Here is a 19,568-nt window from a genome sequence, read left to right on the forward strand (position 1 = left end):
CACGCCGGACCCGGGCTGCCGCGTTCACGCCACCACCAGCCGGATACCTCATGCCTCCGACCTACCGCCCACATCGACCCAGATCACGCAGACACGCCGACGGACGTCAGCCTTTCAACCTCTGTAGTGCGTGGCTGACCCACCGACGGCTTCGCTGGACCTGGTCACACGCCGACGGGCCCTTCACGACCAACCACGCCGATCTTGCGACCAGGGGCCAAATAGTTGATCTTTTTGGGGGTCTGCGCGGTCCCTGATCGCTGCCACGGTGGTTGACCGCTGTGAGTCGATCTCCTCTGAGCATCGGCGAGCTGGTCGAGCACTGGACCCTTGTCCCTGCTGAGCTGGACCTGGTTGCGTCCAAGCATGGCGAGATACGGCCGGGTTCGCGCTGTTGCGGAGGTTCTACGACCGGTACGGCCGCTTCCCGCGAGGTTGGGCAGATCTGCGCCCGGAGGCGATGGACTTCGCCTCTCGCCAGGTCAAGGCGGAGCCGGGTTACTTGGCGTTCTACGGAGACCAGGGCCAGCGGATCCATCACACCCCCAATCGGCTAGATCAACCCGACAACGCACCCAGAATCCAATCCACGGATTCAGGCTAAGGTCCGGTCCGGCAGCGGAACAGGGGCGCAGGACCTGCGGCAGGGTGGGGCGAGCGCCCCACCCTGCCGTTGAACTCAGCCGATCTGCAGGGTCACGTCGTCCAGCACGAAGCTGGTCTGCAGGTAGGCGTCCTCGGTGCCGGTGAAGGTCAGCGTGACCGTCTGGCCGGCGTACGCGCCGAGGTTGACGGTGCGCTGCGTGTAGCCCGTGGCAGCGTTCATGTTGGACAGCGACGCCACGGTGGTGCCGTTGGCCTTGATCGTGAACACGTCGTAGGCGAGCGCCCCGTACTCGTTCGTGTCGATGTGCAGCCAGTAGGTCAGTACCGCACTGGTGCAGCCCGACGGGATGGTGACGGTCTGGCTGATGGCCTCGGTCGCGGTGTAGCCGTATCCGCCGAGCCACGCGTACCGGGTGCCGCTGCGCGGCACCTGCCCGATAGAGGTGCCGATCGCGCCGGTGGAGCCGGTCCACGGCGAGGTGCCGCTTTCGAACCCGCCGTTGAGGATCAGCTGGGCGGCGGTGCAGCCGCCCGGTCCGCCGGTCACGGTCAGCGTGTACGTGGTGCTGTGCGACACCGACCCCGTGCCGGTGATGGTGATGGTGTAGGTGCCGCCGGCCACCGACGAGCCGACCGCGATGGTGGCGGTCGACGAGCTGCCGGAGGTGACCGACGACGGGCTGAACGAGACCGTTACGCCCGTGGGGGCGCCGCTGGCGGTCAGGGTCACCGTCTGGGCGCTGCCCGAGGTGGTGGCGGTGCCGACGGTGGTCGTGGTGCTGGACCCCGCGTTCACGGTGCCCGACGAGGGGCTGGCCGAGATCGAGAAGTCGTTGGTCGGCGTCGAGGTGCCGACCGCCCGGTTCCACAGCGTGTAGGCGATGCCGTCGGCAGCCCGGTTCAGCGCGGTGGCGTCGATGTTGCTGAGGGTGTCGCACGAGGAGTGGTAGCAGGAGTCGTAGGACTGACCGGCCGTGCCGCCCCACTTCGACGCCTGGGCCGACGTCTTGGTGGCGCTGGCGCCCATCGCGTAACCGGAGGTCGGGATGCCCGCGTTCTGGAACGAGTAGTCGTCGGAACGGCCCTGGCCCTCGACGTTCTCCTCCGGCTGCAGGCTGAGGGAGTCCCAGTACGCCTTCATCGGCTGCGACGCGGTCGAGGTGATGTTGTTGATGAAGTAGCCGCCGTTCTTCGACGCGATCATGTCGAAGTTGTAGTAGGCCTTGATCGCCGTTCGCTGGGTACTGGTCAGCGAGTTGACGTAGAACTTGGAGCCGTTGAGGCCCTGTTCCTCGTCGGTCCACCAGCCGAAGCGGACCTTGTTCAGCATGGTCGGGTTCTGCGCGGCCAGCGCGAGGGCGACCTCGAGCAGCGCCGCCGAGCCGGAGCCGTTGTCGTTGATGCCCGGACCGACCGAGACGCCGTCCAGGTGGGCGCCGAACATGTAGACGTTGCTCGCGTTACCGCCCGGCCACTCGGCGATCAGGTTCGGGCCTGCACCGCTGGTGCAGCCGGAGGTGCAGGGCTGCTCGGTGACGGTGAAGCCGGCGGCCTGCAGCTTGCCCTTGACGTACGCCACCGACTGCAGGTAGCCCTGGCCGGTCGAGCGGCGGGTGCCGCCGTTGTTGGTGGCGATGGTGCTGAGCTGTGTCAGGTGCGCCTGCACGTTGGCGACGTCGATGTCCGGCGCGGTGCCACCGGGGGTGCCGCCGTTGACCGTGAGCGTGTACTGCGCGGTGTGGGTGATCGAACCGGTGCCGGTCACGGTGATGGTGTACGTGCCCGCAGCCGCACTGGAGGTGGTCGCCACCGTCATCGTGGAGCTGTTGCCCGACGTCACCGACGTCGGGCTGAACGACACGGTGACCCCCGACGGGGCACCCGAGGAGGTCAGCGACACGGTCTGCGCGCTGCCGGAGACGGTCGCGGTGTTGACCGTCGCGGTGACCGAGGAGCCCGCGTTGACGCTGCCCGAGGTGGGGCTGACCGAGACGGAGAAGTCGGTGCTGGAACCGGTGCAGGTCGGGTCGCCGGTCTGGGCCGGGACCGCGACCGCGTTCCACGCGTCCTTGGTCCGGTTGAACAGGACGCACGAGGAGTCCAGGTTCTTCGCGGCGGTCAGGGTCGCGGTGCGGTACTTCTTGTGGGTCATGCCGGAGGTCTTCAGCAGCATGCCGCCGTAGAAGATCTTTCCGGCGGACTGGATGCCCACGCCGGTGACCGACGACGGGCCGCCCGAGCAGATGGGGCTGTTCGGCTTGCCGCCGCCCGGCGCGCTGCCCTCGGCGAGCAGGTAGAACCAGTGGTTGAGCGGACCTGCGGCCGCGTGTACCTCCGTGTTCGGGATCGACGAGGAGTAGCAGTTCGGGTGGCCGCCGACCAGCGAGGGGTTGTACATGTTGCGGATCGGGCCGTCGCCGACGAGGTCGATCTCCTCACCGACCAGGTAGTCGGGTTCGTCGTAGGCGCTGGACTGGTTGGCGTATGCCTCGGTCAGGGCGCCGAAGATGTCGCCGGTGGCTTCGCCGAGGCCGGCTTCGGAGCTGGTGCCGCCGGGGGTGTTCTGGTCCATGCCGTGGCCGAACTCGTGACCCACCACATCCATCGAGGAGATCCAGTTGCCTGCCGAGTTCTTGCCGATCGTGATCGTCGAGCCGTCCCAGTAGGCGTTCTGCTCGTTCAGGCCGACCTTGATCGGCCAGCTGCCGCCGTTGCCGTTGTGCCCGTTGCGGCCCAGCCAGGCCGACAGCATGTCCCATTCCTTCTGCGCCGAGTACAGTGCGTCGACGCAGCCGGTCTCCTTGCTTGTGCCCACTCCGTTGCCCCAGCTGTCGTCGGCGCCGGAGAAGACGGTGCTGGTGCTGTAGTCCTGGCAGTTCAGGCCGGTGCGCGTGGTGTCGCGCAGGTAGTACGTGCTGCCCGACTGCGACGTGGTGATCGACAGTGGGCTGGGCCCGTTCCACTTGCCGGTGCCGGAACCGGCCGCGGCGTCCTCCTGCTTGGCCAGCACCTGGCCGTTGCGCGCGTCCACGAAGACATGCAGGTGGCTGGGCGCCGAGGCGGTGCGCCCGGCGACGACGACCTCCCACGCGAGTCGCGCGGTGCTGTCCTTGACGTGCACCACGAGGGTGCGCGACTCGACCTGGTCGACCTTGGTGAGCAGGCCCTTGGCGGTCTGCTCGGCGCGGTCGGCGGCGACCGTCGGCACGACGGAGACGTTGATCTTCGTCTTGGTGGCGGCCGAGATCGCCCGGATGGCGCCCCGGCCGTCGGCGAGTACGGCGGCGTCGCCGCCGACCACCGGCAGGCCCCGGTAGGTGCGCTCGTAGGCAATGGAGAACAGGCCGTCCACCCACGGGATCACCATGCGACGGTCGTACTGCTCGAAGGGGCCTTTCGCCAGCGCGTCGTGACCGCCGTCGGCAGCGCGGTCGGCTGCAGAGATCGCCAGCGACAGCGGGCTCTGCGCAACCGTGGGTGTAGGGGGCGGGGTGGCTGCGGTCGACTGGGTGGCCACCCCGGTCACGGTGCCCAGGGTAAGCGCAACCGCGACAGCGGCCGCCATGGCAGTTCTTCGATACATCGCAATCCTCCCGCCGAGATGGGTTGAGGGGTGTGGCAGCAGGGCCCGTGTTGATGGGATCTCCGGCAACCGGTGACAGCTCGGCTTTGGCGATGACACTAGGAACGGCGGAGGCTGGCCGAAATCAGGGCAACCCCTTGCTCTGGTGCGCGAAGGACCGTCGGGCGCACTATGATCCGGTGCCAGATTCTGCGACGGCAGTGAATGCGCATCAGGGGGCCACCGGCACCATGCTGCCGGTGGTACCGGGCGTCGTGCGCGGCGCCCGTCGGGTGGTGCTGTTCGGTCCGCCCGGGATCGGCAAGACCGCTGCGGCCGGTGTACTCGGGCAGCAGCTGGGCATGCCTGTCCTAAGGCTGGCTCCGAGCCCACAGGACGCCCAGGTCCCCTACACCGGACTGCTCGAACTCGCACTGGCCCTCCAACCGCTGCCGGCCGCGCGGGAACTCGCGACCGGAATCGACAAGGCCGTCGGAGTGCCGGGCTCTGCCGATCCCGCCGGGACCGCTCTACGGCTGCGCCGGTTGACCGCCACCCTGCTGCTGGACACCCCGCCTCTGACACTGGTGGTGGACAACGCCCAGTGGCTGGATACGGCCAGCGCGGCCGTCTTGCGTTGGGCACTGCGCCTGGCTCCCGACCTTCCCGTCATAGCCGCAGAGCGAATCTGGCGCCCGGGGAGCGAAGGCCACTGGTGCGGCGAGGACCCCTGTGCGGTACGCATCCCGGCGCTGACACCCGATCAGGTCGCAACCCTGCTGTCGCCGTACCGGCTAACCCCCTACGAGGTCACGCAGACCCACATCCGCAGCGGAGGGAACCCGGCCCTAGCCCTCGCATTCGCCGGGGCCCGCAGCCGCGCCACCGACCTGCCGGCCGCTCAGGGTCTCGTAGACGACCTGGTCCTGCCGCCGGCCGCCCGCCGACTGGTGAACGAATGGCTGGGCACTGTGTCGGCCGAAGTTCAGGAACTGTTGACGGTCGCCGCACTCGACGACCGGCCCGACCGCGAACTGCTGAGCCGCCTCGCCGGCCCGCCCGCCGAAAACCTTCTCGCAGAGGCCGAGGCAGCCGGACTGATCAACATCGGGCAGGTCGACGGGAAGATCCGGTTCGCCGCCGCCGCGATCGGTGCCGAACTCGCGGCCCGACCGCCGGTCGCCACACGCAGGCTCCTGCACGCCCGCCTGGCCGAAGCCAGCCGCGACAGCATCCGCCGCGACCGTCACACCACGCTGGCGGCCGACACCAACGACCCGCAGTCGGCCGACTGCGCCGACCGCGCCGCCGCCCGCGCCCGGCTGCGCGGAGAACCCGCACTAGCGGCCGAGCTCTCCCTGCTCGCCGCCGAACGTACCCCGGAGACCGACGCCGACCTGCTCACCGAACGGGCGCTGACCGCCGTACGCGACGCCGCCCACAACGGCGACCTGCCCCGCGGCCAGGCTGCCGTCCGCCTCGTCCTGAACCACGACAGCAGCCCCGCCAACCGCGTCAACGCCCTCATCGCCCTGATCGACTCAGGCGGACAGCACCTGTACAACGGCGACAAGCTGTTCGCCGACGCACTTCACGAAGCGGCCGGACATCCGGACCTGACCGCGCAGATCCTCGTCCGCCGGGCGATCTGGGCCAACGTCAACGGCGATCCCGACCGGGCGTGCGCCCAGGCTGCCCGGGCCGCCAGCCTCGCCCGGAGCGCTGGCGACACCGCCACCACCGCCATGGCCCTCACGATGCAGGCCCGCATCCAACGCATCCTCGGCCGCCCCCAAGCCGAGACCACGCTCGGCCACGCCCTGTCCCTGCCACGCAGCACTCACATCCCCGTCAACGCCAGGCCCGAACAGCTCTCCGCCCGGCACGCCATCTTCGACGACCGTCTGGACGAAGCCCGCAGCGCACTGCTGCCTCTGCTCGTCGAAGCCGAGCGGACCGGAGACGCCGAAGCCACCGTGGATGTCCTGCGCAGCCTCGCCGAAGTCGAGATCCGCGCCGGACGGTGCGGACTGGCCCTCGACTACGCCGGCCGCGCCCTGTCGCTTACCGACAGAGCCGCCTTGGACCCCGCACCAACGTGCTACACCTCCGCCCTGGTCGAGGGCACCGCCTCGTGCACCGACTCCGCCCTCGCTCACGCACGCCGCGGGGCGGACACCTCCCGCCGGGAGGACAACAAAGTCTTCCTCTCCCGAAACCTCTTCGTCCTCGGACATCTTCTCCTGGTCACCGGGCGTCCGAAAGAAGCCCTGGAGGCGCTGGAAGAGGTCCGTACGCTTGAGAAGCGCCAGCAGGTCCGCGACCCGTCCGTCCTGCGCTGGCACGCCGACCTCGCCCAAGCCCTCATCTCCCTCGGCTACCTCGACCAAGCCCGCAAACTGCTGACCGATACCCGTCGCACCGCGACTGATCTAGATAGAAGCTGCGTCCTCCCCGTGCTCGACCGCTCCCAGGCACTCCTGGAAGCCACCCTGGGCAACTACGATGCGGCCGCCGACCTCCTCACCGCAGCAGCCGACCACCTCCGCCACCTGCCCATCGAACACGGTCGAACCCTCCTGGCCCTCAGCCACACCGAACGACGCGGACGCCGACGCGCCAGCGCCCGCACCGCGGCGCAGAGCGCCGCCGACCTCTTCAGCACGCACCAGGCACACCCCTGGATCGAAGCCGCCACCCGCACCCTCCACCAACTGGAGCCCGTCCCCGCGCACAGCAGTACGCTCCCCTGCCTCACCTCCGCCGAACAGCGCTGCGTCGAGCTCGCCGCCAGCGGAGCGACCAACCGCGACATCGCCACCGCCCTCACCATCAGTGTCAAAACAGTCGAAGCAAACCTCACCCGCGTCTACCGGAAGCTCGGCATCCACTCACGCGTCCAACTCGCGCACCTTGCAGCCCTGACGGCAGCGCCGGCAGAAGCCCTGCAGCCCGGCCTGGCGCATCAGCCTGGCAACGCGTTTGCGCCCACTTCCGACTCCGGTGCCCAGGCGTAACTCGGCGTGCGGCGTAAAGGAGCGGGTTGGGCGAGGATCGCACGTGCTTCCCCGGACAGCATCCTCGCTACGTCAAGTCGCAAAATGCCGTGACGAGGATTTAGAATCGAGAAAGTTGACACAAAAAGCAACAGAGGCGGCCGGTTTGCTACTGTAACCGCCAGCAACGGAGCGCAGCAGCTATCCAATGCGACCAACAAACAGAGGTAATGAACGGCTGAATCGCAGGCAGTCGGCCTACCGACATGCATAGATGACGGTCTTAGGAAACCGATGCTCTATCCCCTGAGCTACGAGGGCGCGAGGGCACAGTCTAGCGACCTGGGGGTTCACCTGGGGTGGCAGGGAGTGGCCCACGTTCACCCACGTCACCCGGCCCCCTGTTCTCCCAGCCCAGGACCACACCCGGAGCACACGAACCCGGTTTGCGACCGGCGGTCGGCCCCGGTGACCCGCGTTGGCACCGGTTCACCCTGGTTGGCATCCGCTGGAGAGCACACACCGCGCACATCACCGAAGATCATGTGAGCGCTGCCCTCTCGCCCGGCTGGCGTCGCCTCCCACGGGAGGTTCGGCCACGTCACCAGGACCGGAGCTGCGTCAGGGCTTGGCCGTTCATCGGGCCGGCTTGGATGGGTCTGTAGTTCAAGCCCGCCAGTGCGGAACATCCCTCGCTCATCCGGGGCAGGAGCCTCCGTGTAAGACGGGGAGCCCTCTCTCCACCCGAATGCCCGCCGATTGAACAGCCATCGCGGCGGCAATCTTTACCACGGGGTGACATGGCGGACGTAACAGGGTTCAGGAACCGAGTTCTACCGTGGCGTACGGTTCCCACACGTACATGCCCTCGTCCCGGTTGAGGACGATGAGCTGGCACGAGGTGATCAGCGCGTCGGCGCTGATCTTCGGGGCGGAGGAGAGCGCCTCGATGAGCGGCGCTGCGGGACCGTCGGTGTTGGTGTAGGCCAGGCTGAGGTGAGGGTTGTAGGGCTCGGCGGCCTCGGGTACGCGGTCCTGCCCCCAGACGTCGGCGATGGCGGCACGGATGGCGGCGCGGAGTTGCCGCACCGGCTCGATCGGCTCGACGGCGATCTGGATGGACTCGGGATCGACGTGGGGGGTGCCGATGGTGAGCTTGAAAGGTGACAGGCGCGAGCACCGGTCGGTGGCAGCGGCCACGATGGCGTCGACGTCGTCGGTGGCGACGGCTTGGACGAAGCCGATGCCCTGCATCGTGAGGTGAAGCCATCGGTTCGGAATGACGTCGAGGCTGGGCTGCGAGGACAGCAGGGACCGGTACTGGTCAGCGAGCTTCTCGACCTCGGGCTGTCCGTCAAAGGTGATGTGCCAGGTGTAGAAACGGGAGCCGATGCCCCAACCCGGTCGCCAGTACCAGTGATCACGGATATCGGTGGCGTGCGGGACTGCCATGGGTTCTCCAGGTTCAGGGAAGTTGCCGGGCGGCGCCGGTGGCGCAGAACTCGGTGATGGCTGCTTGGACATTGCGGGCCTCAATGCTCGCGCGCAGTGACGGATTGCCGGCGATGTTGCGCCCGACGCCACGCAGGCGGTGCACCAGCGGGTCGAGCCGCTGTTCGGGTGGCAGAGCGAGCACCGGCGACAGGACCGAGACCGCGCCGTCGAGGCTGCCGGCTTTGAGATGTGCTGCGGCGGCCCAGATGCGGATCTGGGCGAGCGTGCCGTAGGCGATCGAGGGATCCGCGGCGGCTTCCGTCAGGGCGTGCTCGGCATGTTCGATGGCGTTGGCGGCCTCGCCGATGCGGAGCAGCACTGATCCAGCGTAGTTGTGTTGGCGTACCGTGCCGCAGGCCAGAAGGCCCCCCACCGGGTCGCGGCTGGCACGTTGGCGGGCCTCCTCGGCCCGTTGCAGTGCTGCCCGTGCCGGCTCGACGGCGCCGATCTCCGCCCACGCGTCCGCTTCCTGGCACGCCAGCATGACCGCCGCGCTGCCTTCGGCGGCATGGCCGTAGCCGCGCACGGCGGCGTTGGCCGCGTCTTCGAACCGCCGCTCCCACAGGTGGGTCTTACTGATCGTGGAGAGAACCCAGGCGCGGAGGGTGTTGTCGCGGACGGTCTCGGCGCACATCCAGGCGGTGCGTGCCTGGGACTCGGCCGCCGCCGGGTGGCCGAGATCGCCGGCCATCCAGGCGAGCAGTGTGCAGAGGTAGCCCGCCCAGGTGTAGAGCTCCCGAGACTGATCAGGGTTCTGACGCCCGGTCTGGAGAAGGCGGAAGACACGGTCGGCCAGGAGCCCGGCCCGCGCGTAGACGACGACGGGCGGCTCGGTCAGGTAGTCGATGGCGATCCTGCGGGTGGAGGCAGCGACATCGTCGAGGGTGAAGGGCCCGACGTTGGAGGCTTGCGCCCATGTGCCGAAGCTCGCCGTACGTTCTGCCACCGCTATCACCAGTTCCGTCTCGTCCTGCAGAGCGCCGAGGTCCCATCGCAGAGGCTCAGCCATCGCGCCAGGTGGTGTTGAGGATGCGACCGGTGGTGCAGGCATCGGGGCGGCGTTCCTGCCGCTCAGCGCCGCTCGGTCTGCTTCCGGCATAGCGGTCAGGTCGTGGAGGTCGACCAGACTGCTCGGTTCGGTGCCGAAGACCTGCGCCAGTGCGTTCAAGGCGGCCAGGGTGGGCCGACGACCGCCGAAGGGCCATCGCTCGTAGTCGCTGATCCGCGCCCCGGTGAACGTCGCCGAACCGCTTCCTTTGGCGTTCAGTCTCTCGGCTACCGCGTCCTGGGTCCAACCATGGGCTTGGCGGAAGGCATCTCGGGGGCGTAGCCCGAAGCGGCGCTGCAGCTCGGCGGCGATGGCGGGCGGGGTCACTCCGAAACCGGCCAGTGTCTGGCGCACATGGTCACGCTGCGCCTTGGTGCCCGTCGTCCTTGCCATCGCGGTCACCCCCTGCGTGCGGCCTCTTGTCGCACGGTATCGCCCCTCTCATCGGAATCGGTACGGGGCGCGACGAGGCCTCCGGCCCAGAGGTGGGGAGCTAGCCGCTGATTGATCAAAGTTCGTGCAGGTCAAAGGCGTACGCGGGTGGGGGAAAATCTCACCACCCCTGGGGATCCATTCACATGGATGCGCTTGGCAAGCTTGCCGAGCCGGATCACCGTCGGTCCGGATGTAGCCACCAGCAGTGACTAATGGAGTGGCTGCCATAGCACCGTCAACCGCGGGATGTCCGTCGCCGTCGGGTCGTTGACGACCACCCGGCAGGCGTCTCTCCGCGCCCTGCTCGCGCTTCTCATCCTCGTGAGGATTACCGATGACAACCTCGAACGACCTGGCCCGCTACGGATATCGGCAGGAACTCAGCCGCCAGCTGCGGTTTCGGGACCTGTTGGCGTACGGACTGGTGTACATGGTGCCGATCGCGCCGATGGCGATCTTCGGCAGCGTCTACGCGGGCTCTGGCGGCATGGTGGCCCTCGCCTATGCCATCGGTGTGGTGGCGCTGGTGTTCACCGCGTTCTCGTACGCGCAGATGGTCAAGGCGTTCCCCATGTCGGGCAGCGTCTACAACTACGCCGGTCGGGGCATCAGCCCGCCGGTCGGGTTCCTCGCCGGCTGGGTGATCCTGCTCGACTACGTGCTCGTGCCCGGTCTGCTGTACCTGGTGGCGTCGGTGGCGATGCACTCCACCGTGCCCGCGGTGCCGGTGTGGCTGTGGTTGCTCGGGTTCGTCGCGGTCAACACGGTCGTCAACTCGGTGGGGATCCGGATGACCGCGATGGTGACCCGGGTGATGCTCGTCGGCGAGCTGATCGTCCTGGCGATCTTCCTCGCCGTCGCCGGTTGGGCCCTCGCAACGGGCAGCGGCCGGTTCAGCTGGGATGCGTTCTACAACGCCGACACCTTCACCTGGTCCCTCGTCGCGGGGGCGGTGTCGATCGCGGTGCTGTCGTTCCTGGGCTTCGACGGCATCTCCATGTTGGCGGAGGAGACCCGTGACGGCGCCCGGCAGATCGGCCGGGCGATGGCGGCCGTGCTCGTCCTGGCCGGGGTGTTGTTCATCGCGCAGACGTGGTTGGCGGCGATGCTCGTGCCCAACCCCGGCGGGCTGCTGGCCGAGGGCGACGTGAACGGCACCGCCTTCTACGACGCCGCCGCGGTGGCCGGCGGAGGCTGGCTGGCGACGGTGTGCGCGGTGGCGACGGCGATCGCGTGGGGGCTGCCGAACTCGATGGTCGCGCAGGTCGCCACGTCTCGGCTGCTGTACGCGATGGCCCGCGACCGGCAACTCCCCGCGTTCCTGGCGAAGGTGTCGGTGCGCCGCAGCGTGCCGATCAACGCGACCTTGCTCACCGGCGTCGTGTCCCTCGCCCTGGGCTTGTACATGGCGACCCGGGCGGATGGCATCACGCTGTTGTCGTCGCTGATCAACTTCGGGGCGATGGTGGCGTTCCTGGTCCTGCACGTCTCCGTGGTCGTTCACCACCTGATCCGCCGTCGCAGCGGCAACTGGTTCGCGCACCTGCTCATGCCCGGAATTGGGTTCGTGATCCTCGCCTACGTGGTGGTGAACGCCAACATCGCCGCCCAGCGCCTCGGCCTGGCCTGGCTGGGCCTCGGCGTGCTGGTCCTGGCCGGCCTGTACCTGACCGGCCGCCGGCCGGTGTTGTCCGGCCTGGCCCCCGCCCAGACCGTCGGGCGTGACATGGAGCGGGTGTGATCGCGATGAGTCACTTCACCTACCGTCCCGCCCGTGACGAGTTGGCCTACACCTTCGGTGGACGCCTGCCGGTGGCCCACCTCCGCTCCGGCGACCTGTTCACCGTGCACACCGAGGACTGCTTCGGCGGCCTGGTGCGGGGGCGTGCGGACCTGCCGTCGCAGGTGTGTCAGATGCCGTACCTGAACCCGGTGTCGGGGCCGTTCTTCGTCGAGGACGCCGAGCCCGGCGACACCCTCGCCGTGCACCTCGTGTCGATCGAGCCGGCCCGCGACTGGGGTGTGTCGGCGACGTTCCCCTACTTCGGGGCACTCACGTCGACCTCGCACACCGCCACCCTGCAGCCGCCGCTCGACGAGCGGGTGTGGGTGTACGACATCGACGGGCACGCGGGCGTCGTCCGGTACCGGGCCACCGCCAGTGACCACATGGTCGAGCTGCCGCTGGATCCGATGATCGGCACCATCGGCGTCGCCCCAGGTGGCATGGAGTCCCGGTCCACGATCGTCCCGGACTACTACGGCGGGAACCTCGACACCCCGGAACTGCGCGCCGGGACCACCCTGTATCTCGGAGTGAACGTGCACGGGGCGATGCTCGCCCTCGGCGACGGACACGCCCGCCAAGGCCACGGCGAAGTCTGCGGTGTCGGCGTGGAGATCGCCACCGTCACCACCCTCGCCGTCGAGGTCATCAAGGGTACCGACACCGCCTGGCCGCGTCTGGAAACCGACACGGCGATCATGTCGGTCGGCTGCGCCCGCCCGCTGGAGGACGCCTACCGCATGGCCCACCAGGACCTCACCGGCTGGACCGTCGACCTGTGCGGCCTGCACACGCTGGATGCCTATCAGCTCATCTCGCAGGCCGGGCGAGCGCCCATCGGCAACGTCTGCGACCCCAACTACACCGTTCTGGCGGCCATCGACAAAGCCGTGCTCCCGCAGCGGCAGGCTGCCTACCGCGACGCGCACGCCCGGCTGCGGGCCCTTGCCGCCGTGCAGGGATAGGGGCCTGGGATGACCGCGTCGATACCCCACCTGTCGCTGCGCGACGAGCTGTTCCTGCTCGGGCACCACGACGACACCGGCCAGCCGCACCTGCACCGCCAAGCCTTGGCCCTCGGCATGGCCGGCGCAGTGCTGATCGACCTGTTCCTCGCCGGACGGATCACCCTCGACTCCTACGCCGAGCATCCGGCTGCGGACTGGTGGCTACGCCTGAACTCCGACCAGCCGGTCGGTGACCTGATTGCCGACACTGCCCTCGCCGCGATCCGCTACTCCCGTGCGACTCCGACGGTGAAGGCATTTCTGCGTAGCTTCGCCGACGACCTGTATGAGCGCACCCGCGCCGGACTCGTCGCCGCTGGGATCCTGCGCCACACCGCCCGCCGCCGCCTCGGCGGCCTGGTCCGCGCCGACGCCTACCTCGCCACCGACACCAAATGGGCCGTCATCGCCCGCGCCCGCCTGCGCTACCTCGCCGCCGGCCGCGAACAACCGGACAACCACACCGCCGCCCTCGCCGGACTCGTCGCCGTCCTCGGCCTCGCCGACCACCTCTACCTCGACGACGACACCGCCACCCTCACCGCCCATCTGAAGACCATCGCCGCCCAGCACCACCGCCCCGTCCGGGAAATCACCGCCGCCGTCGACGCCGCGATCGGTGACCTCGCCACCGCCACCTACCGATAATCCGCCGAGAGGGACGACAACACCGTGGACTCCAGCATTCGTATCCGCGCAGCCCGCTGGACAGACAGACAGACCGTCGCCGCGTTGATCACCGACACGCTGCACCCCAGCCCGCTCGCCGGCTGGCTGGTACCGGACGCGGCGCAGCGCCGCCGGGTGCTGACCGACGTCGTCGCGGTGTGGGTGGAACACGCGATGGTCTTCGGCGACGTACACCTCACCGACGACCTCACCGCCGCCATCGTCGGCTTTCACCGCTACCGACCGATCCCACCACCGGCCAACTACCCGACCCGCCTCGTGGAGGCCGCCGGAGCACACGCTGAGCGCTTCACCGCCCTTGAGGGCCTGATCGCACAGCAGCAGCCCACCGAACCGCACTACCACCTGGCGCTGCTCGCCGTATCCCCAACGCGGCAGAAGACCGGCTGCGGCAGCGCCCTGCTCAGCCATCACCGCGCCCGCCTCGACCGCATCGACCTGCCCTCCTGGACCACCGTCCCCGCCGAAGCGGAACGCCTGCTCACCCGCTACGGGTACACGCTTCGCCCGCCCCTCACCGTGCCGAACGGGCCGAGCCTGCACCCCATGCGCCGCAACCCACACCACGCCAGCAGAACCATGCCGACCAACTCCGCGCGCCCGATCGGTGACCGCTGGCATGACCAGCACGCCTAACCCGTCCACCGCATAGGACAGATCATGGCCTTCCCTAGCAGATACCCGCCCGACCTCGTTGACGCTGTCGTCCAGCGCGTCGCCGACGCCCGCATCGTCAAGGCCTACGGCGCCGTCACCACTGTCGCCCGCCAGATGGACCTCGATCCCCGCATCGTGCAGAAATGGGTCACCAAGGCCACGGCTCCGCAGGCGCAGCAGGCGGACCGAGGGGCGGACGGCACCGGACCGCGGCACGACTACCTGGTCCCCGGACTCCTGCGCTGCAAGTTCTGCCATCAAGCGGTGGCTCTGGCTGAGACGGCCGCCGCGGCACCGGCGTACCTCTGCGGAAACGACTGCTGGCCCAAGCCACTCGACGCCGTCGTCATCGCCGATCATGTCGGTCGAGCGGTCCTGCGACACGCGCCACGGATCGTCCCTCTCCCCGCAGGGACACCGGCACGCCCACACCTGGCCGCCATGCACGCTCACCGCATTCTGACCTGTGTCACCGTCGGCGCCGCCGCTCACGATATGACTCTGACCTGGCGCGCGGCACCGTTGGCCAGCCCAGACCGCTGGGAGACCGAACGCGCGAAGCGTGTCGCCGCCCGCGATCCCCTACGTGCCCGGCAACTCCTGCACGGCAGCCTCACTGGCATCGACCCCGCGACCGCCGCACCCCATGCGGTGCATGCCGAAGCTGGCACTCTTCTTGCCGCACTGAACCTGCGGCTCGGCGAGCTCGATACCGCCATTCGCTGGGCCGGGTACGCCCACCACAGCGCCAACCACCTGTACGGCCCCACGCACCGGCGCAGTCTGCACGCCCTGCACCTGTTCGCCGCCGCTCACCGCAGTGCCGGTCACCATCAGCGCGCGTACCACCTCTATCGGCAGCTCGGCGAGCACTTCGCGAGCAGCGACGGCCCACGCGGCCACCGCACCCTCGCCGTTCACGCCACAACAGCCCTCGTCCTGCACGACCTCGGCCACTGCCAAGCCGCCCAGGACCTCCTCGCCGACACCATCGCCACGCAGCGCCGTGAGTACCCCGGAAACCCCACCACCGCCCGCATGACCCACCACCTCGCCCGCATCCGACAGGACTGCGCCACCAAGGGTCACCGCCACGAGCACGGTGAGAGCTGACCACCGCCCTCGGCACCGACCGCGCCCCGTAGCAAGACCTGCGAAGGATCAAAGGAGGCCCACCCAATGCCCCTCCGTTCCGTCGGTGACCCACCACTCATCCCTAACCAGCAGTCTGGTACACCGCTGCCCAGCTCAGACCTGATCATCAGTACGTTTGGCGGCCGTCCGCGGGTTCTGCCAGAGGTTTGGACGGTGCCCCTTCACGCGGCGTCCCGGCTCGCCTCGCACCACGGCGAACAATGGGCAGCGGAGACGATTTCCCGCGATCCGGCCGCTGACGACCACGTGGTGGCTGCTGCCAAGAGATCGATCGACCGTCTCAACGCCACTCGCGTGGCTCTCATCGGGGAGATCGACTCTTGGGTTGAGCAGGTGATTCGGCCTCCGGGCGGGGCACCGTTGCACACCGAGACGATCGGCTCCGTGGTCGACCGCTTGGCCATCGCGTGGGTTCGGTGGAGGCGATTCTCGGAGACCGCCCAGTTGGGCCCGAGCGAAGTCGATCCCTCGGTAGCGCTCCAGCAGTACACCGAACTCACCGAAGCTTTCGACACCCTTGTGCTCGACATTCATGAAGGTCGCCGCCGCATTCCTCACTGGCGCACGCTCAAGAGCTATCGGGAGCCGCGATGAGGACCGCCGTCACCCTCAACGGCGCCGACAACGTCGGCAAGACCACGAACGCCCGCTGGTTGGCGTCGGCGATGCCAGATGTCGAGTTCACCGGGACAGTCGATCGGTGGGACCGGCGATGGGCCGAGGTGTCGCGACGAGACTTCAGTCAGTGGTGGTTCGTCGACAGCACCACCGACGAACACATCGACCTCGTTTTCCGCTCCCACGCCGCACGGTGTGCCGGCGGCGGCTCCTTGGCGTTGGAGGACCGCGGTTGGCCGATGCTTGTGGCGACCTGCGCGGCGACAGCAGCGGTCAAGAACGGCACATCCACCGCCGAGGCGCTCGCCCACGTTGAGGCCAGAGCACGCCACTACGCCCCCGCGCCACGCCGTGAGCTGCACCTACTGCTGCGCCACAGCGACCAGCCGGTAGCCGAGGCGCACCACGCCGTGGCACGCGAGCCTGTGCCGACCACCGAGCGCTACGTCGAGTACCAGCAGCGACTGGCCGAGGCGATCGATCTCCAAGTCGATGACGGGGAGTACCAGGCCATCGTGGTGCGCGGGCACCGCCCACTCCTCGACGTGCAGCGTGAAATCCGTGAGGCCCTGACGCAGCTCGACGTGCCCGTCGTTCCGCTGCCGCCAGACCGGATCCAGCACCTGTGGGTGCTCGCTGGTATGTCCGAGAGCGGCAAGAGCACGGTCGGCGAGTTGCTGCGCACGGAGCACACAGCCACCCGGCTGAAGATCGGCTACCTCATGCAGCTCTCCGCCGATCGGCTCGGGGTGGCCGATCCGTATCGCGAATGGGACGAGCTGACCCAGGCGCAGATGCTTACAGAAGAGATCCTTCGGTTCGCCGCGCTGAACCCGGGCTCGCACCGGATCAGCCTGGAGAGCGCGCACCGCTTCGAGGCCACAGCACACCTCCGCAGGATCTGGGGCGAGCGCTGCGAGATCGTGTTCCTCCGCCTCCCGGACAGGCTTCGCGCGCAGCGCGCCACCGAGACCATGGAGTCGCTCTCCGCCCGCGACGCGATCAAGCGAAGCCGGGGTGGAGACCGCATCGCGTCGATCGCCGACACGGTCACCGACAACGGCCACAGCCTCGCCGCGCTGAAGAGGGCGGTTACGGAAGTTGTTCACCGCAGGTCCGAGGTCAGGGTTCCACCGCGTGCGAACACGGCCATCCCGGAGGCGCTACAAGCGGTACTCGCGGAGTGCGTCGCCAGACTGACCGATTCTGAGACCGCGCTCGTCGCCGCCACGGGGAGCCTCGCCCATCAGGGCTGGCAATCCGGGTGGAGCGACATCGACCTCCTTGTCGTACGCGACACGCTGCCGCTGCACTGGCTTCAGACCAGGCGTGTCCCCCAGAGCGGACCGGCGGGGGAGAAGATCGCACTGTCGTCGTTCACCACCCGAGAGATGCTCGCCGGGTTGGTCCCACCCCGAGTACTGCACGCGGTGCGGCAGATAGCCCGCGATGGCTGCGGACTGCTCTACCGCCGAAGCGACCTCGTCCTCAACGCCTTCGACGCACCAGCCGACGACCGCGCCTCACGCAGCGAGCTGCCGCTCGTGGCGATGGTGCTGCGGCGACTCGCCGCGAAACCCGAGCCCGATATCCGCGCTGTCTACAAGCACGTCGTGCTGATCATGAAGATCATCCTGCGCGCCGACGGGATGAACCTCGACGCCAGCGAGGAGGTCCGTCTCGCCTTCACCACCAGCCATCCGGACACCGACATCGACCTCCCGGCGGTGACCGAGGTCAGTGACGACCGGTGGCGACAGGACGAATCCCTCTCCCACCGGGTCCGCGGAGCCGCCGCCAAGATCCTCGCCTACCACGACGCGCTCGGCTGCTCGGTCGCGTCCAACACGCCCCGGACGGAAGGATCCGATCTTCGATGACCACCGCCTTTGACGAGGTTCTGCACGCCGATCGGGTGACACGGCTCGGGGTAGGAGATACCGCTCGTCCGATCCGCGTCGTCCACGGCCTCGATGGCATCCGCACCGACGTCGCCGCTGAACAGGTCCTGGCGACGGGACGCAGCTTGTGGAAGCGATGGAGCGAGCACCCGGCGTATCGGCCGCACGATCTTCTCCTGGGCCTGGACGCCGGCGGCATCGTGCCGACAATCGCGGTGGCCTGGGCCAGCGGTAGCCAGTATCGGCTTGCCTGGAAGGTCAACCTCGACCTACCCGGGAAGCTCGTGTTCCACGAGCCGCATGCCCGGCGTCTCGAGGTCTTCGCCTACGGCGACTTCGAAGGACTGCGCGTCCTCATCGTGGACGACGAGATCACCACCGGACTCACTCTGGCCAATCTCGTCAAGGCGCTTCGCGCGGCCGGCGCCGACATCACCGGCGCGCTCTGCCTCGTCGAAGACACCGCTGGCGAGGGCCGACAGCTACTCGAACGCAATGGGGTCCCGCTGTGCGTACTGACAACGCTGTGACCCTCATCGAGGAACCGGTGCGCCACCGCGGCGGACGGTACCTCGTCCGACGCGAACAGGCACCGCTCGGCCGGCTCCTGCCGTATCGCCGGGCCAACGGACAGACCCCACCCCGGCGGACACGCCTCGATGCGGTTCGTGAGACCGGGTGGCGCGTCGACTTCGGTTCTCGCGGACTCGGTGACCTGCTGCTCGGCCTCGCCATGGCACAGGCGCTTCACGACGCCACACACGATCAGTTCGGAACGCTGGAGTACGCCGGCAGCCGGGCGGACCTGATCGCCCGGTGCACCCTTCCAGTCACGGTCACGGGCGGCGACGGGCACCAACTGGGCACGCTCGGCAGCGACAACGCCTTGGAATTCGACGCGGTACCGGAATCGCCTCCAACGCTGCTCGACCTCATCGACGCCGACGTTGTCGAGGTCCATGCGGCCCTGCCTATGCGCTACTACCTCGACATCGAGCAAACCCTCGGCATCAGGCTCCCCGCTTCCGATGACCCATGCCCCAGGTTCCGGGCGGCCGTCGCAGCCCCGGAACCACTCCACGTGGTCTTCGTGGCCACGACGAGTCGCCCCGACCGCAAGGACTACGGCATCGACAACTTCGGCGCCCTCGCCGAACACCTGTCGGCCCGCCACCCGGGTACCTGGCGCTTCAGCCTGGTGACACCACCGGGCCACCAGCCTCCGGCATCCGTAGGGCAGATTGAGGTGATTCACGAACCAACGGCGGTCGAGTGCATTGACCTGTTCGCCGCTGCCGAGCTGGTCATCGGCAACGACACCGGCCTGACCCATCTCGCCGCACTCACCATCCGAGCGGACGGCACCCAGCCGAATGTGGTCGGCCTCTACGGACGGCACGGCTACGCCAAGTGGATCACCGGATCAGCAGGCCACCACGCGGTGGCCACCCCGTTCTCGCACCTGATGTCGGTCGCCGACGCGTGTCCCGTGCGGGACCGCTACGACGACACGCTCTGGTCCACCGCGAGCGACCTTCGCGCCATCCCCGCCAAGGTCATAGCCAACTTCGCGGGGCAGTGCGCGGGCTGGTGGACTCGATGATCCGCTTCGG

At 68.6% G+C, this 19,568-nt stretch carries 13 protein-coding genes and 1 pseudogene; 10 read left to right on the forward strand and 4 right to left on the reverse strand.

Annotated features, from left to right (window positions below):
- Window positions 1–679: 679 nt before the first annotated feature.
- Entirely contained in the window at window positions 680–4,123 is a 3,444-nt protein-coding gene (locus tag ABD52_RS41715) for a M28 family peptidase (RefSeq protein WP_318273123.1), read from the reverse strand.
- Between the two features lie 296 nt (window positions 4,124–4,419).
- Between ABD52_RS41715 and ABD52_RS21955 the strand changes: the two are divergent.
- Window positions 4,420–7,074: pseudogene (locus ABD52_RS21955) on the forward strand (LuxR C-terminal-related transcriptional regulator); the annotation flags it as partial.
- Here the strand turns inward: ABD52_RS21955 and ABD52_RS41720 are convergent.
- The 3 genes from ABD52_RS41720 to ABD52_RS21965 form a co-directional block, all read right to left on the reverse strand.
- Window positions 7,060–7,179 (reverse strand): IS3 family transposase, encoded by a 120-nt coding sequence (locus ABD52_RS41720; protein ID WP_223201434.1) that lies wholly within the window; start codon window positions 7,177–7,179, stop codon window positions 7,060–7,062. The pseudogene ABD52_RS21955 and the gene ABD52_RS41720 sit on opposite strands and share 15 nt — an antisense overlap.
- Window positions 7,180–7,983: 804 nt before the next feature.
- Window positions 7,984–8,616 (reverse strand): 2'-5' RNA ligase family protein, encoded by a 633-nt coding sequence (locus ABD52_RS21960; RefSeq protein WP_047893053.1) that lies wholly within the window; start codon window positions 8,614–8,616, stop codon window positions 7,984–7,986.
- A gap of 13 nt (window positions 8,617–8,629) precedes the next feature.
- Window positions 8,630–10,099, reverse strand: a complete 1,470-nt coding sequence (locus tag ABD52_RS21965; RefSeq protein ID WP_147457900.1) for a helix-turn-helix domain-containing protein — start codon at window positions 10,097–10,099, stop codon at window positions 8,630–8,632.
- 376 nt (window positions 10,100–10,475) lie between these two features.
- On the opposite strand from ABD52_RS21965, the gene ABD52_RS21970 reads away from it, so the two are divergent.
- The 9 genes from ABD52_RS21970 (at window position 10,476) to ABD52_RS22010 (ending at window position 19,558) form a co-directional block, all read left to right on the forward strand.
- A complete protein-coding gene (locus tag ABD52_RS21970; protein ID WP_047893054.1) occupies window positions 10,476–11,882 on the forward strand; it encodes an APC family permease in 1,407 nt (468 codons plus the stop codon).
- Window positions 11,879–12,892, forward strand: coding sequence for an acetamidase/formamidase family protein (locus ABD52_RS21975; protein ID WP_047893055.1), 1,014 nt, complete (start codon window positions 11,879–11,881; stop codon window positions 12,890–12,892). The genes ABD52_RS21970 and ABD52_RS21975 overlap by 4 nt, the downstream gene beginning before the upstream one ends.
- A gap of 9 nt (window positions 12,893–12,901) precedes the next feature.
- Entirely contained in the window at window positions 12,902–13,582 is a 681-nt protein-coding gene (locus tag ABD52_RS21980) for a GPP34 family phosphoprotein (RefSeq protein WP_047893056.1), read from the forward strand.
- Between the two features lie 84 nt (window positions 13,583–13,666).
- The gene (locus tag ABD52_RS21985; protein ID WP_235437526.1) at window positions 13,667–14,260 is read left to right on the forward strand and encodes a GNAT family N-acetyltransferase; all 594 of its coding nucleotides are present in this window, start codon (window positions 13,667–13,669) and stop codon (window positions 14,258–14,260) included.
- A 24-nt stretch (window positions 14,261–14,284) separates the two neighbouring features.
- Entirely contained in the window at window positions 14,285–15,394 is a 1,110-nt protein-coding gene (locus ABD52_RS21990) for a hypothetical protein (protein WP_047893058.1), read from the forward strand.
- Window positions 15,395–15,589: 195 nt separating this feature from the next.
- Window positions 15,590–16,030 (forward strand): DUF4254 domain-containing protein, encoded by a 441-nt coding sequence (locus ABD52_RS21995; protein ID WP_053065464.1) that lies wholly within the window; start codon window positions 15,590–15,592, stop codon window positions 16,028–16,030.
- Window positions 16,027–17,934, forward strand: coding sequence for a hypothetical protein (locus tag ABD52_RS22000; protein ID WP_047893059.1), 1,908 nt, complete (start codon window positions 16,027–16,029; stop codon window positions 17,932–17,934). The genes ABD52_RS21995 and ABD52_RS22000 overlap by 4 nt, the downstream gene beginning before the upstream one ends.
- Window positions 17,931–18,485: a phosphoribosyltransferase gene (locus ABD52_RS22005; RefSeq protein ID WP_047893060.1), complete on the forward strand. Its 555-nt coding sequence runs from the start codon at window positions 17,931–17,933 to the stop codon at window positions 18,483–18,485. The genes ABD52_RS22000 and ABD52_RS22005 overlap by 4 nt, the downstream gene beginning before the upstream one ends.
- Window positions 18,482–19,558, forward strand: a complete 1,077-nt coding sequence (locus ABD52_RS22010; RefSeq protein WP_047893061.1) for a glycosyltransferase family 9 protein — start codon at window positions 18,482–18,484, stop codon at window positions 19,556–19,558. The genes ABD52_RS22005 and ABD52_RS22010 overlap by 4 nt, the downstream gene beginning before the upstream one ends.
- Window positions 19,559–19,568 lie beyond the last annotated feature (10 nt).

The sequence above is a fragment of the Micromonospora sp. RV43 genome (assembly GCF_001029515.1).
In the GTDB taxonomy this organism is placed as follows: domain Bacteria; phylum Actinomycetota; class Actinomycetes; order Mycobacteriales; family Micromonosporaceae; genus Micromonospora; species Micromonospora aurantiaca.